Raw genomic sequence first — 21,032 nt, 5'->3', positions numbered from 1 at the left:
CTCCTAAGTGATGTTGTCGGTACGGAACACCTCGGCCAAGGTCGCTGGCCCGACGAGGCCGTCGACGACCAGGCGCTTCTCGGCCTGGAACTGCCGGGTGGTCTTGTCGCAGAGCGGGCCGAAGACGCCATCGACGCGGCCGATCCCGTGCCAGCCGCGGGCGATCATGCGGCGCTGGTAGGCGGTGACATCGGCGCCGGCGAGACGGGGCGTGCGCAGCGAGAGAACCCGGAAGAAGCCCGGCGGCCAGGTCGGCGACGCCGGCGGCGGCGCCACTGTCGCAAGGTCTGGGTAGGTGACCCGGACGACGCCGAGCACGACTGACCAGGGCCTCAGGTGCCAGCCGATGTCATCGATCTTGTCGCCGTCCGAATCGGCGTTGCCTTCCCAGCTGCCGACGGTCTGCCGGGAGAGGTCGACGGACTCAAGGAGGCCGATATGGTCGCCCGCCGGGTCGCCGCCGGGCCAGACGAAGATCACCAGGTCGCCGGGGCGACCCGCGTTCGGGGGTAGCAGCTTGCCCCGCTGGCGCGCCCACACGGTGATGTAGGGGACGTAGGCGGCGCCCTGGGCGAACTGGAGGCCGAGCAGGTCGGTGGAGCCCGCCGCGTCGATCGCCAGAGACACTGCGGCCGCGCACCATGGGCCCGGGCCCATGGGCGTACCGGCCGCGGTCCGCAGCGTGTCGGTGATGCCGGGGACGTTGTTGGAGCCGGGTGGCTGCTCGGTCGTGCCGGCGCGGGCGGCCATCCAGGCGAGAGCGGATGCAGCGGTCATCGAACCTCCATGACGAGGGCCAGGAGCCCGGCGGCGATCCAGGCCGTCAGGGCGAGCGCGAGCGCGCTGACGACGGCCACCTCGAGGGCGGCGTCGGCGAGACGAGACAGGACGCGGGCGCGGGCGCGGCGGTCCGACCGGCGGGTCATCCACCGGTCGGCCTTGCGCCACCAGGAGCGCCGACGCCTCACGGCCAAAAGACGAGGACGAGCGCGCAGAGCCCGGTGATCAGCAGGAGCGCACCGATGACGCGCAGCCACTCGGCGCCCTCCCGCAGCCAGGCGTCCCACGCCTGCGGCGGGTCGCCGGGGGCGGGCTTTTTCACGGCGGGCCGCCGGTGACGTGCCGGTCGATCCGGCGGATCGCGTCGGCCAGCGAACCGCCGCCGTTTGGGGCGAGTTCGGCGACGCGGAGCTTGACCTCGGTGACGTCGGTCTGGACGGCGACGAGTTGCGCGGTCTGGGTTTCCTGTGTCGATCGCAGGGCCGAGACCTGCACGGCGAGTGGGTCGCGGGCGGCCTCGCCGGTGATCGGGTCGCCCGGGTCGCCCTCGACAGCCGCGAGGGCGCGGGTCGCGCGTTTCTTGGCCTCGGCGACCTCGCGGCCGAGGTGGCGCATTCCAGCGGCAATGCTGCCGCTCATCACGGCGGCACCGCCGCCGCCAATGATCGCTATAAGCAGATCATTCATGGAGATGCCTCGCCGATCAGGTCGTGATGCGGACGGTGCCCTGGACAAGGCACAGGTCGCCGGACGCCCAGGTGAACGGGAGTGAGGACGACCATTGCTGGGTGACGGCGCCGAAGATCCGGTCGAGGGTGGTGCCGCCGCCGGACTGGAGAAGGGCGACGCCGGTGACACCGGTGTTCGTGCTGCTGTCGAGCGCGAACGCGGGGATGCCTTGGCGGTGTGCGGAGCCGTCGCCGGACAGGCCCGCGGGTAGGACCAGGCCGAGGCTGCCGGCGATCGAGCTGGTCGAGCCGAAGAGGAACTGCGCGACGAGGTCGATGGTGTGGTTGCCGATCCGGCGCCAGGCGCCGGCGATGGTGCCGTTGCCTTGGGTGAAGCCGACCCAGCTGGGTGTGAAGGCGGTCCAGTCGCTGTATCCGTCGGAGGCGCGGACGAGGTCGCCGGCCAGGACCATGGCGTCTCCTACAGGGAGTAGTAGACCGGTCGGGCGAGGGTGACGTCCTCGCCTTCGCGGTGGGAGCGTGAGACACCGTTGACCGCGCGGGTCACGGTGAACGTCTGGGGTGAGGACGTGCCGGACACGGCGGTGACGGTCATCCGCTCTCCGCCGACGAACACGTCGTAGGGCAGGTCGGCGGTGCCCCAGACCGGGCCGGTCGGCGTGTTGATGGTGAGGGTGGTGGCGCTGGTCGTCGCGGCGGCGCCGAGGGTCGAGCCGTCGGTGCTGTAGCGGCTGTCGGTCGCGTTGTAGACCGCGATGTTCCAGGGAGCGGCCGGGGCGGTGTTCCAGGAGATCAGGTGCTGGGTCTCGCTGATCGTCTCGGTGGAGCCCTGGATGATCTGCGCGATCTGGTCGGGGGGCATCCAGGCCGGCGGGTTGGCGACGGTGAGCAGGTCGCCGACGTCGGCGTCGCGGCAGTCCGCGGCGAGCGTGGTGTTGGTCTGGAACGTCGCCCGGCCGAGGTCGACGCCGATCCCGGTGTAGCGGGCGTCATCGACGGTGCCGAGGTGCAGCAGCCAGTTCGCGAGCTGTTCGGCCTGGGCGTCGGTCTGCAGGGAGAGCTGGGCGGAGGACTCGTACCGCCCGACGCCCAGGGGCGGGGCGGCGGTCGAGAGCGGGCCGGTGGTCTGCTGGCGGCGGGCGGAGGTACCCCCGACGCGGGTGGCGGTGATGTCGTTGCGGGTCTGGGAGTCGTCGTCGACCGGGGTGAACACGCCGATCTGGCCGCCGGCGTAGTCCAGGGCGAGCGCGGCGGTCGTCTGCGCGCTCATGGTGGTGCGGGCCCGGTAGGACAGGCCGAGGAAGTCGCGGGGCTCGGTGAGGATCCCGCCGTCAGCGGCGGCGGCCTCGGCGAGCAGCTCCAGCAGCGTCTTGGGCAGCTGGTAGCCGAGCGGGACGGAGGTGTCGGGGTTGCCGATGATGATCCGGTCGATGTTCTCCTCGTCGCACAGCCGGGCGATCCGCGCGCAGGCGGTCTCCCCGGAGAAGGCGTTCAGCTCATCCGAGGCGTCGAACAGGTTCTGGATCTGGCTGTGCACGGAGAGGTGGCCGAGGACGACGTCGGTCAGGACACGTTCGTGGCCGACGTCGACGCGCTGGCACTGGCCGAGGGTGTTGCTGGCCAGGGTGCCGGAGGTGAACAGGCCGGAGGTGGCGCCGACCTCGAGGGTGTGCAGCAGGTAGTCGATGCCGGTGCCGTCCTGGGCGACGCCGATCGAGACGCGTAGCAGCAGGCCGTTGACGCCGAACGCGATCGCGCCAGTGTCGACGACCGCGGAGAGCAAGGCGTTAAAGCCGAGCAGCCGCAGGTCACCGGCGGGGTCGACGGTGAGCTGCCAGATCGGGACGGTCGAGTTCGCCATCCACATCCGGCACAGGGTCTGCTCAGAGGGCACCCCGGCGCCGGGGACCTTCAGCAGGAACCACAGCTGCGCCTCGCCCGAGTTGGAGTATTCGGGGACCGCGCCGGACCAGGAGCTGCCCGACAGCGTCGGCAGCGGCTGCGAGCAGCGGAACTCGCTGTTGGACGCGAGACCGGGCGCGCCGGCGATCGCCATCCCGGACGCGCCGGGCATCGCGGAGGCCAGCGACGTGGCGTCGCGGTCGTCCTCGCAGGGCCAGTACGCCGCGGTCGGCCAGGCCGGGGCGGTGAGCGCCCGGTAGAGCGTCGAGCGCAGGGGGCTCGCGCCCTGGCCGAGGCGGCGCATGACGCCGGCGGACTGGATCGCGACGGAGATGTCGAGGTCGGCGAGGTCACTGGTGACGGGCCAGGTCGCGACCTCGCCGGTATGGCGCAGGTCGCGGCCGCCGATCTCGGCGAGCCCGGCGGTCGTCCACCGGTTGCCCTGGGCGTCGACGAACTGCTCGGTGTCGGTCGTGACGGCGGTGAAGGAGACGCCGGCGACGACGGTCCCGCCGATACCCGAGCGGATCTCCGCACCGTGTATGAGGCCGTGGGCGGCGCCCTCGTAGCCGGAGATCGCGCCGCCGAGGCGGACCTCGGCGGTGGAGTCGAAGATGCTCGTCGTGCCGAGGGCGACGACGGCGGAGCCGAGCTGCGTCCAGCTGCCGGTGAGGCTGTCGGAGGTGTAGAAGGTCACGGTCCGCCCGAACAGGCCGTTGTTGACGTCGATCGTCACGCGCAGCGCCCGGCGGCCGTGCTCGGGGCGGGGCAGCGCGGTGTCGCAGGTCGCGACGAGCTGGGTCGAGCCGTCGGCGGTCGTGACGAGCTCGGGGCGGCCGTCGGGGCGTACGTACCAGGCCCAGCTCAGCTGGTCGAACGACTTCGTGATGAGCAACGGGCCGGAGCGCCAGTTCGCCAGGGTGGCCTCGATCCGCAGGTCGAGGTCGCCAGTGACGGACAGCCCGGCGGTGTCGCGGGCGAACGCGTAGTCGCCGGCGCCGAGCAGCCGCAGCGCGCCGGCGCCGGGAACCGAGATCCGGCATGGGGTGTTGCGGCCGATGGTGCCGTAGTAGGCGGAGTCGGGATTGCGGGGCGAGTAGTCGCCGGCGCGGTTGTCCAGCTCGCAGGACGCCCGCGTCGGCTCGGGGGCCGCGGCCTCGTTGGACCGGCCGCGGCCGAGGGTGATCGCGGTGCGCTCGTAGCTGGGGGCGTTGGTCCAGGCGCGGGTGATGACGGTCGTGCCGCCCAGCGTCCAGTCGAGGCCCTGGCGATCGGTGATCTCGGTGGTTCCCGGGGCCAGGTGGGTCAGGTCGAGCGCGGCGACGCGGGTCCCGCCGATCCCGGAGCGCAGCTCGAGGCGGTGTACCCGCCCGACGAAGCTGGCGGTGCCCGACAGGATCGCCGCGCCGCCGTTGCACGAGGCGACGCTCAGGTCGGCGTTCGAGTCGAAGATGCTCGTCGTGCCGGCCGTGGTGACCGCCGAGCCCAGCTGGGTCCAGGTGCCGTCCAGGCTCGTCGACGTATAGAAGACGACGGTGCGGCCACCGGCGCCGTTGTTGACGTCGATCGTGGCGCGCACGGCGACCCGGTCGCCGTCGGCCGCAGCGACGGCGGCGGTGCTGGTCGCGGTCAGCTGGGTGCTGCCATCCGCGGTCGTGAGCAGCTGCAGGGTGCCGCTGGCCGTGAGCAGCAGCGCCCAGGACCGCTGGTTACTGGTGCCGTACCACTTCGCGGCCAGGATCATCGGAACGGGCGGGGTCCAGTCGAGCGCCGAGACCTCGATCCGGACGTCGAGGTCACCCGTGATCGAGATCGCCGCCGCGTCCGGGGTGCGCAGGTACCCGGACGCCGGGGTCGCCGAGCCCATGCCCGTCCCACCGGTGCGGGCATAGGACTCGCCGAGGCGCAGCTGCACGAGCGGCGCCATCACTGCCCCAGCACGGTCTGCACGTTGCCGCCGCGGTCCCGGATCGCCAGGCGCAGGATCTCCAGCAGCAGGTCATCGACGCGCTGGCCAGAGGACCGCAGCTCCAGCACCGCGGCCGGCCCGCCGCCGCCGGCCAGCGGCGCCGTGCCCGCCGGGGTGACGGTCTCCCCCTCGTGGATGAGCGCGAGACCGGTGCTCGTGACAGTGCCACCGGAGGCGAGCATCGGGATGTCGGGGATGTGCCAGCTCTTGCCCCCGACGCCGGGCACCCAGGACGGCACCGAGAAGCCGATCCGCCCGACGCTGGAGTTCCACAGCCGGGCGACCCCGTTGAAACCGGCCTTGAACGGCGCCTCGATGATCCCGCCGACCGTCGACATCGCGCCGACCAGCCGCTTCGGCAGCTCGGTAAACGGCCAGCTCAGCACGTCCACGATCCCCGACCAGTGATCATGGACCCAGTCGAACGGCGCCTTGATCGCCGACCAGATCCCCTGGAACGCCGCATTGATGATCATTCGGGCGGTGTCGGAGTGCTGGTAGAGCAGGATGATCCCGGCGACGAGCGCGACGACGGCCAGGATGATCAGCATGATCGGGTTGGCGTCCATGGCCGCGTTCCAGGCCCACTGCACGCCGGTCGCGATCCTCTGCGCGATCGACCAGGCCTGGGTCGCGGCTTCCCAGACCTTCATCGCCAGGGAGACACCGACGACGGCCAGGGCGATGCCGCCGAGGATCCCGGCGATCGGCATGAGGGCGGACTGGTGCTGGGTGCCGAAGGAGACGATGCTGGCGCCGGCCTCGGTCAGCTTGGTGGTCACCTGGCGCTTGAAGGTCTCCATCGTCTGCGCCGGCGAGGTGGCCAGGGTGTCCATCATCTGCTTCGTCTTGCCGTTGACGTCGCCGAGCGACGCCGCGGCGGTCGAGAAGTTGACGCCCTTGATCGCGCCGCCGAGGTCCTCCCACTGGCCGCCCATGAGCTCGGTCCCGACGATGTTGCGCTGGACCGGGTCCTGGATCGCGGCGAGCTTGTCGAACACCTGTTGCATGGCGTCGCGGGCGCCAGGCCCGCCGGCCGCGATCTTGTGCATCATGTCCTGGGCGTTGAAGCCCATCGACTGGTAGGCGGAGATCGTGGTCGCCGAGCCGTCGATCGCCCTGATCGAGAACTCCTTCAGGGCGTCGGCGGCCTTGTCGGCGTTCGGGGCGCCAGCGGCGAGCATCTGGTTGACCAGGCCGAGCGACGTCTGGCCGTCGAGGCCGATCTTGCGGAACTGCGTCGAGTACTCGTTGAGCACGTCGAGGATCTCGCCGGCGTCGCCGCCGAACTTCTGGTTGGCGGCGGTGATCAGGTCGAGGGCCTGATCGGCGCTGCCGGCCATGCCGGTCTTGAGCATCTGGCCGACGGAGGTCTCGACCTCGCTGGCGGTCGAGTCGAACGTCGAGGCGATCGCCAGCGCCTTCTGGGAGACGTCCTTGGCCATCGAGTCGGTGATGCCCGGGACGTTGGTGAAGGCGCCGCGGATCGCCTCGTCGACGGACTCCATGGAGTCGCCCCAGCCGGCGGCGTACACGTCGCCGGCCATCTTCCCGAGCTGGGCGGCCTGGGTGCTGTTCGCGCCGAGCTGCGCGGCGAGCTTCGCGTTGGCCGCGGAGACGTCGAGGGAGGAGGCGATGCCCTCGGCCAGGCCGACGCCCATCGTGGCGGCGATGCCCTCGGCGGCGGCGTCGAACTTCTCCCGGGCGGACTTCAGCCCCTCGCCGACCTTCTCCTTCGACACCAGGTTGAAGACCAGGCTTGTGTCGGAGGCGCCCATCGGTCACCTCCTGCTCTTCATCCGGGCCTGGGCCTTTTCGGCGTGCTGCTGGTAGGCGTCAAGCCAGTCGAGGAGGTAGTCGGCTTCCTCGACAGTGAGCAGGGACCATTCCCACGGGCGGACGCCGAGCAGGTGCGCGGCGTCGCCGAGCCGCCTTAGCCGACGATCGGCGGCTGGACTTTTCCCGCGAACTCGTCGTCGTCGATCGCGGCCGCGATGTCGGCGTCGATGAAGGCCTGGGCGTCGAGGAGGTCCTGGCCGGAGAACCGCTCGGACAGCTTGTCGCGGATCTCGCCGAGCTCCTGGCGGCTGTGCTCGACACGGAGCTCGTCCCAGGCGAAGTCGACGTCGTCGTATTTGACCGTCGGATGGGTGCGTTTGAGCAGGACCCACAGCAGAATGCGCCGCGCCAGCGAGGAGCCCTCGACGACGGCCTTGGCCCACGCGCCATAGGTCCCGCCGAACCGGCGTTCGATGATCTCCCGTTCGGCCGACATAAACGTCTTGGCTGGGTCGTAGCGCCAGCGTGTCGGCGCCTCGGCGCCGGCGGCCTCGTAGACGACGTACAGGGCAGTCTCCTTCTCTCAGCTGTCGATCTGCTCGGCGAGGCTCCGGGCGAAGTCCTCGAGGACCTGGGCGACGGCTGCCCGGTAGTCGCCGGCGTGCTCGGCCATCGCTGCGTCGAACCAGTCGGGTTTGCCGCGCTGGATGACCCACTCATCGCGGCCGAAGACCTTGTGTTTCCAGCCCTGGGCGCGCTGCGTGCGTTTCGGCGCGTTCGGGAAGCTGCGCAGGTTCGGGGTCTTGCGGGCCTTGATCCGGATGCCCGTCCAGCGGCCGGAGGCCTTCACCTCGGCGCGGATCTTCTTCGCGATCCCGGCGCGGAGCGCGGGTTTCGCGGTGCCGCGGGCCGGGATCATCATCGCGCCGGACTTCGCGTCCGCGACCGCCGGTTTCACGGCTTCGCGCAGGGATTTCAGGAGCTGTTTGCGCAGCTCCTTGCCGTCCTCCCGGTCCTTGAGCGCCTGGACGAGGGCCTCGAGGTTCTCGGGCTGGACCCCCAGGGCGACACCCGATCCGGACGCGGCCATCGTCAGCTCGTCGCCCGGGAGATCGCCCCGGTGGTCGGGAAGCTGACCGACACGGTCGCCTCGTCGCCGACCGACCCGGACAGCGGGTTCCACTGCTTGATGAACAGACTCCCGCTGTACTGCGGGTTGGTCGCGGAGATCGCGCCGCTGTTCGCGCGCATCGTGAACGTCTGCACGGTGCCGAGCAGCGGCCACATGACCGCGTCCAGGTTCGCGAAGTCCTGGAAGAACTCCAGCGCGACCTCGCCGTCCTTCAGCCCGCCGGCGTGCTCCTTCCAGCCGCCGGAGCCGTGCGTGGTGACGTCCTTGTCCTCGGCCTCGGCTGAGAGCTCGCCCTTGGAGGCGTAGACGGAGAAGTCGTGCCCGGCGATGGTGATGACCTGGGCGACGAGGATCGTGGTGGCCATCGGGTGATCGCTCCCTTGTGTTAGGCGGTGCCGACCGCGACGACGAACAGAAACGATGGGCTGGTCCCGCCGACGGTCCACTTCGCGCGGACCCAGCTGTCGGCGATCCCGGCCGCGCTGGTCCGGCCGATCTGGCCGCCGCGGTCGACGGCCTGCGTGAACGTGACCTGGCTGATCGGCGAGGCGAACGTGTTGTCGGCGTCGGACTCGACGACGACGTCGAGGGTCGGGGTCGTGCCGGCCACGGACAGGACGTGCAGCGAGGCGTAGAGCCGCTTCCCGGCGGCCACGGCGCCGAGGTTGATCCCCGTGCCGGTGCCGGACGCGGTCCGCGCGGTGCCGGGCGGGTGCGCGAACACACCGCGGGCCAGCGGCCAGCTGCCCTTGCCGCCGGCGTTCCACCCGGCGACGTCGCCGACGGAGCCGGTCATCTGGTACTGGGCGCGCAGCGCCCGGGTGAGGTACGCGAGGTTCCCGACGGCGGCGTCGTCCGGGCCGACGGTCCAGGCGCCGACGCCACCGAGCGCTGCCCACGTCTGGTCATCGACCTTGCCCGGGTCGCCGGCCGCCCAGAAGCCCTCCGCGCCGAGCTCGGTGTCGGCGAGGCCGCCCTGGTGCTCTTTCCAGCCGCCGGAGCCGTGGGTCGTGACGTCCTTGTCCTCGACCTCCGCCGAGATCTCGATCTTGTTGGAGGCGCCGGTGAGGTCGGCGCCGCCGGTGAACAGACGGGTGTTGATCAGAAGGAGCGGCATTCAGCCTCCCGGGCCGATCACGCGGACGATCAGCTCGCCGCCGATGTACTGGGCGCCGGCGTGCTCGTAGAGCCGGTTGGCCTGGGTGCGCTGGACCTGCAGGCTGTCGCCGCCGGCGGTGGCCAGCGCGCCGCCGGGTCCGCGGATCGCCTCGATCGCCGTCTTCAGGGACGCGGGCCCGGATCCGGAGAACAGCTGGTCCATGAGGAACTGGGCGGACTGCTCGTCCGCATGGCCGATCAGGGCCCGGCAGGTGAACTGGATGTCGTCAACGCCGCGCTGGTGGGTGCGGTCGAACGTCTGCTCGTACTCGGCGACGAAGAAGTGCGGCTCGGTGACCGCGTCCGGCAGGAACCACGACGTCGTCAGCGCGCCGGCCGGCAGGACGACAGCCCCGGCCGCGTTCGCGATCACCATCCGGATCGCTGTGATGTCCACGGCACGCCACCTCCCGGGCATCATGGGCCGCGTGATCGAGGTCCTCGACGCCAACGACCGCGACTTCTACCGGCCGGTCTCGGCCGGTGATCAGCATGTGGCGCTGCTGCGCTGGCTGGCGGACCACGGCTTGGTGGCCGACGACCTCTACCGCCTCGAGCTTCACGTCATCGACGTCCCACTGGTCCGGGCGTTCGCCTACGCCCGCGGTGAGGACGGGAGGTGCTACCTCGAGCCCGGTGAGGACGGGGAGCCGCGGATCGCGCTGGCGGCGCCGCGTGACGTGCTGATGCGCTCCCGGCCGCCGGTCCCGTTCCGGCCCGTCGAGGGCTCAGCTGAAACCGGCGAGGGCGTAGGGGCCGGTGAGGGCGGCGACGTCGGGGTCGGTCCGGCCGATCCGGATGACGCCCCAGTCGGCGCTGCCGGCGACGCCCTCGGGGCTGTCCTTGCGTTTGAACAGCCGGGTGGCCTGGATCTGGGCGGCCTGGACGATGTCGTCGGGCACCGCGGGCCAGCCCCAGCGGGCGGTCACCCGGATCCGGGTCTGGATGGTGGCGAACTCCAGCCAGTACGCGCCGGGGCGCAGCAGCGAGGTGACCGGCCAGCCCCGGTCCAGGGCGTCGGTGGGCTCGGCCTCGACCGTGGTGGTGATGTCGGTCCACCCGCCGGCGCGCGACCCGACCTCGACGGTCAGGCCGTCGTGGTCGCCGATATCCGCGACGAGCAGATGCTCGCCGTCGGTGTCGACGTAGATCCGGTTGCGGGGGTTGTAGACGCGGGCGCTGGGGGCCTCATCGAGCCAGAACCGGCGGCCGGTCACCTGGTCGATGGAGCGTGAGGCGGCGGTGACGGCCTGGGCGAGCAGCTCGTCGCGGCCGTCGTCGGTGATGTGCAGCGCGGTCTTGATCGTGTCGAGGTCGATGTAGGAACGCAGCGCCTCGGCGGCCGCGTCGTACACCGTGACCAGGGTTGTGGTGGTGCCCGCGCCGGGCCCGGTCGCGACCCACCGGGCGGTGTACCGGCCGGCGGCGTTCAGGACGGCCGACCCGACGTCCTGCAGGTAGCTGCCCGTGCCGATCGGCGTCGGGTCGGCGAACGTCGTGGTGGTGCCGTCCGGCGCGGTGACGGTGAGCGCCAGCGTGGTCGGTGTGACGGGCAGGTAGCTGCCGTCGGGTTGGCGTTCGCGCACGGTGGTGGTCACCGTGGCGGTCTGTCCGAGGGGCACGCGGGCCATCGGGTGCCTCCGATCAGTCGGCGGAGCTGGCCAGGCGCGCGGCCAGGATGGTGTGCGCGGACTGGACCGCGGCCGGGGCGGCCGTGGCGGTGAGCCGGCCGCGGCGCGCCGGGTTGACCGCCATCGCGGCGGCCCGCTCCTCGGCGGTCCCGAGCGGCGCTGTCCTGCTCCGGGTCAGGGGACGTGCCTGCTCGGTCGCGGCGGCCACGGTGAGGACCAGGGCCTTGGTGCGGGGTAGCCGCCGGGCGGTCTCGGTCGCCGACGCGACGCCGACCGCGACCAGTTCCCCGCCTACCAGGGGCTCGGCCGAGTCCATCGCGTCCGCGGGGTCGGCGGCCTGGGTTTTGACCCGGCCAGCGGGGCGGGTGGTGGCGGTCTCGGCCGCCGGGCTGAGCGCGCCGGTGTGGAAGCGGCCGAGCGGCCGCGCGGTGTCGGTCTCGGCCGCGATCCCGACCGCGCGGCTCTTGCGCGCCGCGAGCGCCGCCGCGGTCTCGACGTCCTGGGCGGGCGCGGCTGGCCGGGTCTTGCGGGCGGGTAGCGGCTGCGCGGTCTCCGTGGCGGCGGCGGGACTGGACGCCTTGACCTTGGCCCGGCCGACAAGCCGCGCAGTGTCGGTCTCGTCCGCGGCGGTGAGGACCCGGCCGGTGAGTAGGCCGAGCGGCTGTGCCGCGTCGCTGCCGGCGGCGGTCCCCACCCCGGCGGTCTTGGCGGCCCGCACGGTCTGGGTGGCGTCGCTCTCGCCGGCGGCGGTGAGGGCCTTGGCCTTGGCCCGCCCGAGCGGCCGGCCGGCGTCGGTCTCGTCGGCGTCGGCCAGGACCCGGCCCCGGGTCAGGCCGAGTGTCCGCGCCGCGTCGACGCCGGCCGCGCCGGCGGCCGGCCGGGTCTTGACCGCCGGCAGGACTCGGGCGGCGTCGAGAGTGGACGCGGGCCCGAGCGCCCTGGCCTTGCGGCCGGCGAACGGTTGGGCGGCGTCCCGCTCGCCGCCGGGGCCCAGGCCCGCCGCGTCGGCCTCGGCGGCGGTCCCGACGCCGCGAGTCTTCGTACGCCCGGCGGTCTGCGCCGTGTCGATCTGCGCGGCGGTCCCCAGCGCACGTGTCTTGCGCGCGGCGATCGGCTGCGCGGCCTCGCTCTGCCCGCCCAGGCCGAGGCCGCCGCCTTTCGTAGCCTGGACGGGCTGGGCGGTATCCGTGGCGGCCGCGACGTCCAGGGCGACGTTCTGCGGCGGCGGCTGGGGGTTGCGGACGACGACCGCGCGCAGCGGCTGGGACCGTCCTAGCCTCGCCATCGCCCGGCTCCTACCAGCTCGCCGCTCGCTGCACCGCGGCCGTCGAGGTGACGATCCGGCCTTCGCGCAGGTCGCCGTACTCGAACGCCCCAACGGTCACGATCGAGTTCGGGTTGGTCAGCCACAGCCCGCCGCGGGTACCCGCGGCCAGGTTCGTGTCGTTCGCCGAGCCGACCAGGCTGCCGTTGACGAGGACCCTCAGCTGGGAGCCGGCGACCTCGAACCGCAGCGTGAAGGGAACGCTGAAGTCCGCGCCGGCACTGGTGAAGCTCGTGATCGTGTTGGAGATCCCACCGGAGAACCGGACCAGCTGGAACTGGTCCGGGCTGGTGTCACTCCTGATCTGGCAGGCGTAGCAGGTGTCCGCCGACGAGCTGTACCGCAGGCACAGGCCGACGCCTCGCTGGGAGGCAGCGGCCACCGCCGACACGACGAGCGTGGCGTACTGGTCGGGTGCCTCCGTGTCGGAGGCGGCGCGGATCCGCTCGTTGTCCGCGATGTTGCCCGTGCCGGTCAGCACCCCGGCCGACGACACATTGAGATGGGTCGTCCCGGTTACCTGCGACCAGGTCAGGTCCTCGGCGACCGCGGTCGGGTTGCCGGTCGTCGGCCAGCTCTCGGTGTAGCGGGCCATCGGCCTAGCACCGCTCCCACTCCATGGTGGCCCGCACGTTCACCGTGGCCGGCGCCGTGCACCGCACGACGAAGCCTTCGGAGACGTTGCTGTCCGGGGTGCGCCCCAACGGCCAGTCGTAGATCACCAGGCCGCCGTTCGGCGTGAGCAGCCGTTCCTCGAGGACGGTGATCGTCGTGGGTTCCGTCGTCCACGTCTTCGCGGCGGTCGCGCCGACCGTGACCGCCCGGCCGTAGAGCTGCGGCGGGGTGACCGACGTCGAGTTCGTCCCCGGCGAGTTCGCTCCGAACGTGCAGTAGCACAGCTCGACGAGCACCGGCACCGCCGAGGCCGACACGCCGTCGAAGCCGACCTCGACATGGGTCAGGTCGATACCGAAGTTCGCGTGCCCCTTGACGCCGAGAATACTTTTCGCGGTCGCGGCGGAAAGCGCGACCGCGCCGCCGGTGACCGCCGAGTAGCCCGCTTTCGACATGACTCAGGCTGCCGACGTCGCGCGCAGGAAGTCGCTGATCGTCGCCGTCACGTCGGACCCGTCCGGCGTGATGGAGAAATCATGTTTGGTCAGCGGGATGAGGTCGGAGTCGGTGCCGGTCGTGGTGTCCGGGTCGTAGCAGATCACGAGCGCGGAGATCGCGTTGCCGGTGGCGCCGGTCCAGGTGATGTCGGAGGCGTCGAGCGCGACGCGGTCGTTGGTGTTGTCGACGGTGACCGTGACCGACGCCAGGGTTTTCCGGCCCATGGTGGTCTGTTCGTTGCTGGCGCCGGCCAGCAGGGTCGACAGGTCGGCGTAGTCGCGCATGGTCGCGTCCGAGACAATGCCGGACGTTTCGATCGGGATCGCGATGAGCGCGTCATTTGTCAGCGGCAGGCCCGCATAGTAGGCGACCTTGCCGAGCGCGATATTGAACACGATGTTCGCCATGTGCGCTCCTTTCTAGGGGCATGAGGAAATGCCATCCGGTGGCAGGCGGGGCGACGTGCTGCGTCAGGGCTTGGCGGGGGCGGCGGCTTTCTGCTGCTTCGCGGCCGGGGTCTGCCGGCCGGCCGGCGCGTCGCCGGCGGGCTCGGGCGCGTCGCCGTGGTGCGCGAGCTGCTCGTCGACCTGGGCGACGCGGTCGGTCAGGCCCCGGGCGGCGTAGGCGGCGCGTTCGCGGCGCAGCGCGGAGATCATGTTCTCGTTGCGGTCCATGGCCGGTCTCCTGTCGGGAGGTCCGCGGGTGGTCGGGGGTCAGCGCAGCCAGAGGCCGACGCTGTAGGTCACGCTCGGGGTCGTCCCGCCGACGGCGGAGGTGACCCGGACGTAGTTCGCGGTCACCGCGGCCGCGACGACGCGGTTCCCGGCGGCGGTCAGCTGCGCGGCCGAGCTGCCGGGGATCGCCGACCAGGACGAGCCGTCCGCGGACTGCTCGAGTGAGACGTCGAGCGTGGGGGTGCCGGACACGGCGGTGGCGTGCACGGTCATGAGGACCTCGTTGGCGGCGCCCGCCGGGGCGACCGGGCCGGAGGTGAAGGTGCCGGTGGTGCGCGCGGCCGAGGGCAGCGCGACGTCGGCGAGAACGGGCTTGAGTCCCACGGCTTGCCTCCAGAGGGGGTTGGGCGGGTGCGCGCCGGCGGATGGGTCAGAACGACGGCGTGACCAGGCCGGTGCCGCCGACCTTCTGCATGCCGTTGGCGTAGCGGCCGAAGGTGTACGCGAAGTACGAGTAGGCGACGAGCAGGACGCCGAGGCTCGCGGCCTGCGGCTGCTCGGCCCGGATGAACATCGGCGCGGCGGGGTCCTCCCACAGGTGGCACTCGGCGGAAGGCACGACGTAGAGCTCGTCCTCGTTCGTCCCGCCGCCCAGGCCCGTGGCGATGTTGTTGTCGACGATGACCTCGAGGCCGCACGGCAGCACGCCGCGCGGCCCGGAGCCGTAGGTGCTCGGCGTCGCCGTGCCGATGGTCTGGACCGGCACGTTCGACCAGTTGATCAGGGGCCAGGTCGAGGACATCTGGCTGGACAGCCAGTACCAGCGCCGGGAGTGCATGACCGCGTGCGTCGGGCGGCCCATCGCCAGCAGCGCCGCCTCGACGCCGGCGGCCGCGCCGAGGATCTTCGGGTACATCTCGGAGCCGGACGGCGACGCGTCGGTGTAGCTGGTGGCCTGCGCGACGTTGGTCAGACCGGTGGATGCCTGGTTCAGCAGCGTGTTGTCGAGCCTCGTCGCGACCCGGTTGAACAGGTCCTGCATCGCGACGTCCTCGATGCCCGCGCCACGGTCGACCGCCTGCCGGGAAATCGTCTGCTGCCCGGACGCGGTCTGGATGTTCACCGTCAGCAGGGTGTCGTCCATGTCCGTCTCGGACACGGCCGAGTTCTCCGAGGCCTGCAGGCCCGCGCTCGTCGAGGTGGTGATCCGCGAGATGTTCACCGACATGCCCTGCTCGGGCAGCGGGTGGGTGTTGCAGATGTCGGCGAACGGCCGCAGGGCCGCGGTCGCCGGCGCGTACATGTCGGTCAGGTACTGCGGGACAACGAGGCCGGTGAACGCGCCGGTGCCGACCGCGCGCGCGACCTGGTCGGCGCGCTCCACCCGCTCCTCGCGCATGTGCTGCGCGAGGCGGTGGGAGGCCTCAACGTCCTGGAACATGAACTGCCGGGAGATGTCCATCAGGAACCCCTTGCCGTAGGGGTCCTGGTCCTTGCGGTAGGTCCGCTCCTCGGCGCCGACGCGAGCGACGTCCTCGTACGCGGGCTTGCGCGTGCCGGTCGGGAGGACCTTCCTCGCCTCGTCCGCCCGGGACGCCTCCTCTACCTTGATCTCGTTGGCGCGCTCCAGCTTGACCCGGATGCCGTCGGCGTCGGTCACGGCCTGGTCGCGGGCGGCGAACAGCTCGGTGACCCGCTCGTCCTCCTCCGGCGTCAGCGTCGAGCGGCCGTCCTGCTGCGCCTTGCCGAGGATGAGCTCGACTTCCTTCGCGCACTTGGCGCGCCGCTTCAGCGCGGCCTCGAGCTCGACCTCGATCGAGGCGATCAACTCGTCGATCGCGGGCATGGTGATCTCCTTCCGGTGGATCGGATGGGGCGACGGCGACCCGGCGTTCCCCGGGCGGTCTGCCGGGTGCGGCGGGGTCGGGCCTCCGGGCGATCTGCCGGACGGCGGTACCGACGAGACGGGTGGAGCGGGCTGCTCAGTCGTTCCAGGCGGCGACGAGCAGCTGGGTGCGGGCCATCGCGATGGAGCGGCCCCGGCTGGCCGGCGGCGTCTGCGCCGGCGCGGTGAAGGGCGGCGGACCGAGATGATCGGCCAGCGCGGGCGTGGTGATCGTGCCCCCGGTCTGCAACGGTGCGACAGCGGCGAGGTCCGCGCGGGCGGACAGCCGGGCCATCGCCTCGCGGGCCAGCAGCGGCGGCAGCGACGGGATCAGGGAGAGGAACTCACCGGAGCGGGCCGCGACCGAGGTGTGCGGGTTCGCGCCGTAGGTGACCGGGCCGACGTCGCCGCGCTCGAGGTCGAACGTGTCGATGCGGTACTCGGTGTAGTCCGGCGACCAGCGGCCGGACGTGATCCGGAACATGAACGACTGTTCGCGGACGTCGGCGTCCTCGACGGCCTGGACCAGGAGCTGCACGTCGGCGCGCTTCGGGTTCAGCCAGGCCCGCTGGCCGAGGCCGGTGTCGTCCGCCCACAGCTCGAGGCGGCCGTTGCGGGTCGACGCCATGGGCGTGCCGGCGTGGTTGAAGCGGAACACGACCTCGGGGTTCGCCTCGAGGGTCTTGTCGGCGGCGCCGGCGGAGACGATCTCGGTGTAGGGGCCGAACATGTCCCACATCTCGTAGCCACGCTCGAACGCCGACGCGTAGCCCTCGACCTGGTACCAGTCCATCCCGTCGCGGCGCACGACCTCGGCGCGCAGCTGCGCGGAGAACCGGACCTCGGCCGCCTCGGGCCGGTCGGCCGGCAGGGCGCCCGGCTGGCCGCCGGCGGCCGCCCGGGCGGCGGCGGCCTGCGCGCGCAGGGTGGCGATCTCGCTCATGGGTTCCCTCCTGGGATGGCCGCGGTCGGCGCCGGCGAGGCGCCCTTGCCGAACAGCCGGTCGAACTCGGCGAGCTGGGCGTCCGTGAACGGCTGGCGGTCATCGAGCTCCCGCGCCTCCGATGGCGCGAGGACCCGCGCGTCGATCTGCGCTTTGATCATCGTGGCGCGGGTGGCGGGGTCCATGCGCAGCAGCGCGTCGGTCTTGAGCTTCACGTACCGCGGGCGCGGGACCAGCGACGACAGCGCGTCCTCGCGGCGGATGATCGCCGGGGCGAGGCTCATCGTGAGGAACTGCAGGTTGCGCTGGGTGATGTTCGCGTAGGTCATCGACGTGCCGGACACGGCGGCCTCGATGAGGTCGCCGGGGACGTCGAAGAACCGGGCGATCTCGGTGGCGGTCGCTCGTTTCGCGTCGATCCAGTCCGCGCCGGCGCTGTCGGCCTGGATCATGTCGTAGTCCCAGTCCTGGCCGGTGACGAACACCTCGCGGGACTGCACCGCGGCCTTGAACCGGCGTTTCGTCTCGTCGGCCTGGGTCGAGGTGAGCGTCTTCTCGGTGTTCTTCAGGTGCGCGGACGGGATGCCGGAGTTCTTGAACCAGTCGAGCGCGAACTGCTGGATCGAGAGGTACTCCCCGATCGACCAGGCCGCGTACGCGATCGGGGACAGGCCGAACGGCAGGCCGGCGACGGTGTACTGCCGCTCGTGCCAGATCTCGCCCGGCTGGTACACCGTCCCGTGGATCTTGTAGGACACCTTCCCGTCGCGGCGGCGGACCGTGACCTCGGCCAGGGGGACGAGCTCGATGACCGCCGGGAAGCCCATCCCGTCGCGGGCCAGGATCAGCCCGAACGCGTTCCCGCCCCGGTCCAGGTCGAACTGGCTCGCGTACAGCCACTCCAGCATCCCCATGCCCTCGGCGCCGCCCGGGCGCAGCAGCACCGGTGGTTTCGGGACCTCGACCTGGATGCCGTCGACCCGCCGGTACAGGTCGATCGGCATCGTCGAGATCAGGTTCGCGCGCAGCCGCAGGCAGGACCAGACCGCGGAGTGCCGCAGCGCCGACTCCTGCGTCACCGCCGGCGTGCCGGCGGCCATCTGGGGCCGTACGGGGATCAGCTGGTCCGCGGTGGCCCCGGGCCAGCCCGGGTCGGCGCGCTGCCAGAACAGGCTCACCGGCGCCGCGCCGCCAGCGCCGAGCCGCCGAGGACGACGGCCCCGCTCGCGGCCAGGCCGCCCAGGCCGACGAGCGAGCAGGCGGCCGCGCCGGCGCCGGCCGCAACGAGCAGCAGACCCAGCGCGTCCAGCGCGGTCGTGACGGCCTCGCGCACCGCTCACCCCCGTCAGTAGATCGAGTCCAGCGGGTCATAGTCCGCGACGAGCGCGGGCAGCCGGGTCAGAAGCGCCCAGCGGGCCAGGGTCACGGTCACCAGCGGCGTGATATCGACCTGCGCGGCCCGCCGAGTCCAGGCCCACGCGTCGCCCAGCGGCCTCGTGCGCGCGCCGTTGAGTGCCGCTGTCAGCGGCCCCTGGTCCAGGTGCACGACGTCGCCGGCGCGGACCGCGTCGGCGAACTGGCCGCAGGCCGCGGTGACGTCCCGTGTCCCGGGCACGATCAGCTCACCGCGCCGCGGCCGCGCCGGGTCGTCCGGCTCGGTGAGCCCGGCGCGGCGCAGGTCGTCCAGCAGCGCGCCGGCCGGACCGATCCGGTCGACGGCGACCGTGACGACGTCGCGCCGCTCGGCGATCCGCAGCGCGGCCGGCACGATCCAGTCGGTACCCGACCGCCGGTCGACGAGCTCCAGATGGACCTTGCCGTCGGGGCGCAGCGCGGCCGCGCCGATCGACGCCCAGTCCCGCCGCGGCGAGACGTCGATCGCGATCGCGATGTCCGTGCCGGGCTTGGACGCCCGGTCGACGCAGCGCGTCCACTCCGCGGTCGGGATGTTCAGGTCCGCGGCCGGCTCGGCCTTGCGGGTCCGGTTCAGGTAGGCCCGGTCGAACTCGCCGGGCTGGCCGGCGAACTTCTCCAGCTCGCCGCGGATGACGTCCTCGGTGACCGTGTAGCCGAGCGCCGGCATGCAGCCGCGCCAGGTCGCCGGATCGTCCCGGGGCAAATCGTCGGGCGCGTACCACTCGAAGTAGGCCGTACGCGGCCAGCTGGCGTGGTCCAGGCCGCCGCGCCAGAGCGCCTCGACGAGCGCCCGGCCGGTCTCACGTTTGCCGTTCAGCCAGACCGATTTCTCGGTGCCGCCGGCCGAGGCCCACCACAGCTGGGCGTTCGGCCGGGTCAGCATCGCCGGCGACATGGCCTGCTCCAGGCGCGCGTCCTGGTGAGCGAACGCCTCGTCGATCACGCCGAGGTCCAGCGGCGGCCCGTGTCCCGCTTCCTCGGTGTTCGCCGTGATCCCGATCTTCGACCGGGTCGCCTGCCAGATGATCGCCTCGTTGCCGTTCGCGAGGCGCGGCCGGTAGCGGCCCCGCAGCTGGCTGGAGTCCAGTACCGGGAGCCACTCGTCCTGCAGGCGCTCGCGGGCCATCGACCGCGTCTGCGCCGCGTAGATGACGCGCTGGCGCCGCCAAGCCGCGGCCCGGTGCACCTTCACGCCCAGCAGCTCCTGAGTCTTGCCCTGCTGGCGCATTACGGACAGCCCGACGTTGCGGTACGCCAGGAGCCCGGTCGCCGGGTCGATTTCGAGCGCGACGTCGAGGGTGTAGCGCTGCCAGGGCATCGGCGGATAACCGAGCCGGGTCATCACCTTCGCGGCCTTGCCACCGAGCGTCGGCCGGTCCAGGCGCCGCGGCATCCCCCACAGCGGCGGGCACGCCAGCCCGTACAGCTCCTGAAGCTGGGCGGCGAGCTCCGGCGGACGTTCCCAGGCAGTCCCGTCAGTCCGGCGCGGCGAGGTCGTCATCGTCCTCGTCGTCACCTTGCCGGCCGCTGGCCAGCTCGGCGAGCACCGCGCGCAGCTCCCGGGCGAGCGATGGCAGCGAGGTGCCCCCGTCAGGGGCGTCCATCTGGCGGGCGAGCGCCAGGGCGACCGCCGCCAGCGACGGCTCGATACCGACCAGGTCGCCGAGCGCCTCCAGGTCCGACTCGACCGCCTCGACGACCGGCGACCCGCCCACCGGCCTCGCCGTCGCCACGGCGCCGCCGGCGGCCGCCTCGACGAGCGGCACGTCGAGGAGCTCGGCGATGGCGTAGCCCTCGGCGAGGGTGAGCTCCCGCTGCCCGGACTCGACCTTGCCGACGGTCTGTTGCCGCCATGCGTCCAGGCCGGCCGCGACGAGCTGGCGGGCGAACTGCGACTGCGACCGGCCCGCCGCCAGCCGCGCCGCCCGGGCCCGCGCGACGAAGTCGACCGCCGCGACCCGCGCGCCTGTCGGCGCCGCTTCCGGCTCGGCCATGGCCACCCCCTCAGCGCGTCACCCTCTAGTCGGGTGCCCGCGCGCCGCGCGGGGAGAGAAAAATGGAAGGTGGGCGCGGAGTCGCCGGCCGGCCCGCTCAGAAAAAATCTCGGCCCGCCCGGGCCCGAGGTCAGTCGACTTCGACTGGTTCGAGGTTCGCCGCGCACCACGCCTGCACATCGGCCGGCACCTGGTGACCGTGGAAGTGCAGTGGCTCGCCGGACTTCAAGGCGTCGAGGATGTCGAATACATAGGCAGGGGTCTCGTCCACGGGGGCTCCTTCTATGGGCCGGGCCGGAATATCGACCGGACCGGGCTGGCCGGTCAGGCGTACCAGTCGATCGAGGTCGGCACACGGACCGCCGACAGCGGCTTGGCGCCGCGCTCGCTGTTGCACTTGCGTCCGCATGTCGGGCAGCCGGCGACGCCGTGGATCGGCGCGAGGTTGTTCGGGTCGTCGACGGCGCCGCCTCGGCTACGCGGCACCAGGTGGTCAGCGGCATCCGCGCCAGCATGGCCGCACAGGTGGCAGGTGTCGGACTCGGCGAGCACCTGCGCCCGCGCATTGCGGTATCGACGGTGAGTGACACCTGGGCTGCCCATTCGCACCCCCGGAAACGACGGACATTCACGCCGTGGGAAG

At 72.2% G+C, this 21,032-nt stretch carries 27 protein-coding genes; all 27 read right to left on the bottom strand.

Annotated elements, in window-relative coordinates; all coding sequences use genetic code 11:
* Nucleotides 1-3 precede the first annotated feature (3 nt).
* On the bottom strand, nucleotides 4-777 hold the full coding sequence (locus I6A60_RS01995) for a peptidoglycan-binding protein (RefSeq protein ID WP_203020836.1): 774 nt from the start codon (nucleotides 775-777) through the stop codon (nucleotides 4-6).
* Nucleotides 774-968, bottom strand: a complete 195-nt coding sequence (locus I6A60_RS01990; protein WP_203020838.1) for a hypothetical protein — start codon at nucleotides 966-968, stop codon at nucleotides 774-776. The genes I6A60_RS01995 and I6A60_RS01990 overlap by 4 nt, the downstream gene beginning before the upstream one ends.
* Nucleotides 965-1,102: a hypothetical protein gene (locus I6A60_RS01985; protein ID WP_203020840.1), complete on the bottom strand. Its 138-nt coding sequence runs from the start codon at nucleotides 1,100-1,102 to the stop codon at nucleotides 965-967. Before I6A60_RS01985 ends, I6A60_RS01990 begins: the two co-directional genes overlap by 4 nt.
* Nucleotides 1,099-1,467 (bottom strand): hypothetical protein, encoded by a 369-nt coding sequence (locus I6A60_RS01980; RefSeq protein WP_203020843.1) that lies wholly within the window; start codon nucleotides 1,465-1,467, stop codon nucleotides 1,099-1,101. The genes I6A60_RS01985 and I6A60_RS01980 overlap by 4 nt, the downstream gene beginning before the upstream one ends.
* 16 nt (nucleotides 1,468-1,483) lie before the next feature.
* A complete protein-coding gene (locus I6A60_RS01975) occupies nucleotides 1,484-1,921 on the bottom strand; it encodes a hypothetical protein (RefSeq protein WP_203020845.1) in 438 nt (145 codons plus the stop codon).
* Nucleotides 1,922-1,929: 8 nt separating this feature from the next.
* A complete protein-coding gene (locus I6A60_RS01970) occupies nucleotides 1,930-5,298 on the bottom strand; it encodes a hypothetical protein (protein ID WP_203042699.1) in 3,369 nt (1,122 codons plus the stop codon).
* Nucleotides 5,298-7,118, bottom strand: a complete 1,821-nt coding sequence (locus tag I6A60_RS01965; protein WP_203016960.1) for a phage tail tape measure protein — start codon at nucleotides 7,116-7,118, stop codon at nucleotides 5,298-5,300. The genes I6A60_RS01970 and I6A60_RS01965 overlap by 1 nt, the downstream gene beginning before the upstream one ends.
* A gap of 155 nt (nucleotides 7,119-7,273) precedes the next feature.
* Entirely contained in the window at nucleotides 7,274-7,615 is a 342-nt protein-coding gene (locus I6A60_RS01960; protein WP_203016962.1) for a hypothetical protein, read from the bottom strand.
* 87 nt (nucleotides 7,616-7,702) lie between these two features.
* Entirely contained in the window at nucleotides 7,703-8,209 is a 507-nt protein-coding gene (locus I6A60_RS01955) for a hypothetical protein (RefSeq protein WP_203016964.1), read from the bottom strand.
* Between the two features lie 2 nt (nucleotides 8,210-8,211).
* Nucleotides 8,212-8,616, bottom strand: coding sequence for a hypothetical protein (locus tag I6A60_RS01950; RefSeq protein ID WP_203042700.1), 405 nt, complete (start codon nucleotides 8,614-8,616; stop codon nucleotides 8,212-8,214).
* Nucleotides 8,617-8,636: 20 nt separating this feature from the next.
* Nucleotides 8,637-9,368, bottom strand: a complete 732-nt coding sequence (locus I6A60_RS01945) for a hypothetical protein (RefSeq protein ID WP_203023017.1) — start codon at nucleotides 9,366-9,368, stop codon at nucleotides 8,637-8,639.
* A complete protein-coding gene (locus I6A60_RS01940; RefSeq protein WP_203042701.1) occupies nucleotides 9,369-9,806 on the bottom strand; it encodes a hypothetical protein in 438 nt (145 codons plus the stop codon).
* Between the two features lie 331 nt (nucleotides 9,807-10,137).
* Nucleotides 10,138-11,040, bottom strand: coding sequence for a phage head-tail connector protein (locus tag I6A60_RS01935; protein WP_203055542.1), 903 nt, complete (start codon nucleotides 11,038-11,040; stop codon nucleotides 10,138-10,140).
* A 13-nt stretch (nucleotides 11,041-11,053) separates the two neighbouring features.
* Entirely contained in the window at nucleotides 11,054-12,325 is a 1,272-nt protein-coding gene (locus tag I6A60_RS01930) for a hypothetical protein (protein WP_203025228.1), read from the bottom strand.
* Between the two features lie 10 nt (nucleotides 12,326-12,335).
* Nucleotides 12,336-12,959 (bottom strand): hypothetical protein, encoded by a 624-nt coding sequence (locus I6A60_RS01925; protein WP_203055541.1) that lies wholly within the window; start codon nucleotides 12,957-12,959, stop codon nucleotides 12,336-12,338.
* 4 nt (nucleotides 12,960-12,963) lie between these two features.
* Nucleotides 12,964-13,434 (bottom strand): hypothetical protein, encoded by a 471-nt coding sequence (locus tag I6A60_RS01920; protein ID WP_203025226.1) that lies wholly within the window; start codon nucleotides 13,432-13,434, stop codon nucleotides 12,964-12,966.
* 3 nt (nucleotides 13,435-13,437) lie between these two features.
* Nucleotides 13,438-13,884, bottom strand: coding sequence for a hypothetical protein (locus I6A60_RS01915; protein ID WP_203025225.1), 447 nt, complete (start codon nucleotides 13,882-13,884; stop codon nucleotides 13,438-13,440).
* Nucleotides 13,885-13,947: 63 nt separating this feature from the next.
* On the bottom strand, nucleotides 13,948-14,151 hold the full coding sequence (locus I6A60_RS01910) for a hypothetical protein (protein ID WP_203025224.1): 204 nt from the start codon (nucleotides 14,149-14,151) through the stop codon (nucleotides 13,948-13,950).
* Nucleotides 14,152-14,190: 39 nt separating this feature from the next.
* Nucleotides 14,191-14,535 carry a hypothetical protein gene (locus I6A60_RS01905; protein ID WP_203025223.1) on the bottom strand — a complete coding sequence of 115 codons (345 nt, stop codon included), beginning with the start codon at nucleotides 14,533-14,535 and terminating at the stop codon, nucleotides 14,191-14,193.
* Nucleotides 14,536-14,581: 46 nt separating this feature from the next.
* Nucleotides 14,582-15,997 carry a phage major capsid protein gene (locus I6A60_RS01900; RefSeq protein ID WP_203025222.1) on the bottom strand — a complete coding sequence of 472 codons (1,416 nt, stop codon included), beginning with the start codon at nucleotides 15,995-15,997 and terminating at the stop codon, nucleotides 14,582-14,584.
* A 136-nt stretch (nucleotides 15,998-16,133) separates the two neighbouring features.
* Entirely contained in the window at nucleotides 16,134-16,979 is an 846-nt protein-coding gene (locus I6A60_RS01895; RefSeq protein ID WP_203025221.1) for an HK97 family phage prohead protease, read from the bottom strand.
* The gene (locus I6A60_RS01890) at nucleotides 16,976-18,157 is read right to left on the bottom strand and encodes a phage portal protein (RefSeq protein WP_203025220.1); all 1,182 of its coding nucleotides are present in this window, start codon (nucleotides 18,155-18,157) and stop codon (nucleotides 16,976-16,978) included. Before I6A60_RS01890 ends, I6A60_RS01895 begins: the two co-directional genes overlap by 4 nt.
* Nucleotides 18,154-18,312: a hypothetical protein gene (locus I6A60_RS01885; protein ID WP_203025219.1), complete on the bottom strand. Its 159-nt coding sequence runs from the start codon at nucleotides 18,310-18,312 to the stop codon at nucleotides 18,154-18,156. Before I6A60_RS01885 ends, I6A60_RS01890 begins: the two co-directional genes overlap by 4 nt.
* Before the next feature lie 12 nt (nucleotides 18,313-18,324).
* On the bottom strand, nucleotides 18,325-19,896 hold the full coding sequence (locus I6A60_RS01880) for a terminase large subunit (protein WP_203025218.1): 1,572 nt from the start codon (nucleotides 19,894-19,896) through the stop codon (nucleotides 18,325-18,327).
* Entirely contained in the window at nucleotides 19,871-20,389 is a 519-nt protein-coding gene (locus I6A60_RS01875; protein ID WP_203025217.1) for a helix-turn-helix transcriptional regulator, read from the bottom strand. The genes I6A60_RS01880 and I6A60_RS01875 overlap by 26 nt, the downstream gene beginning before the upstream one ends.
* A gap of 130 nt (nucleotides 20,390-20,519) precedes the next feature.
* On the bottom strand, nucleotides 20,520-20,660 hold the full coding sequence (locus I6A60_RS01870; protein WP_203025216.1) for a hypothetical protein: 141 nt from the start codon (nucleotides 20,658-20,660) through the stop codon (nucleotides 20,520-20,522).
* Between the two features lie 53 nt (nucleotides 20,661-20,713).
* Complete coding sequence (locus I6A60_RS01865; protein WP_203025215.1) at nucleotides 20,714-20,992, bottom strand: HNH endonuclease; 279 nt, start codon at nucleotides 20,990-20,992, stop codon at nucleotides 20,714-20,716.
* Nucleotides 20,993-21,032 lie beyond the last annotated feature (40 nt).

It is taken from the genome of Frankia sp. AgB1.9 (genome assembly GCF_016786355.1).
Classification (GTDB): Bacteria; Actinomycetota; Actinomycetes; order Frankiales; family Frankiaceae; genus Pseudofrankia.
Note: the sequence above shows the minus strand (reverse complement) of the source record. Positions and strands in the feature narration are given on the sequence as shown.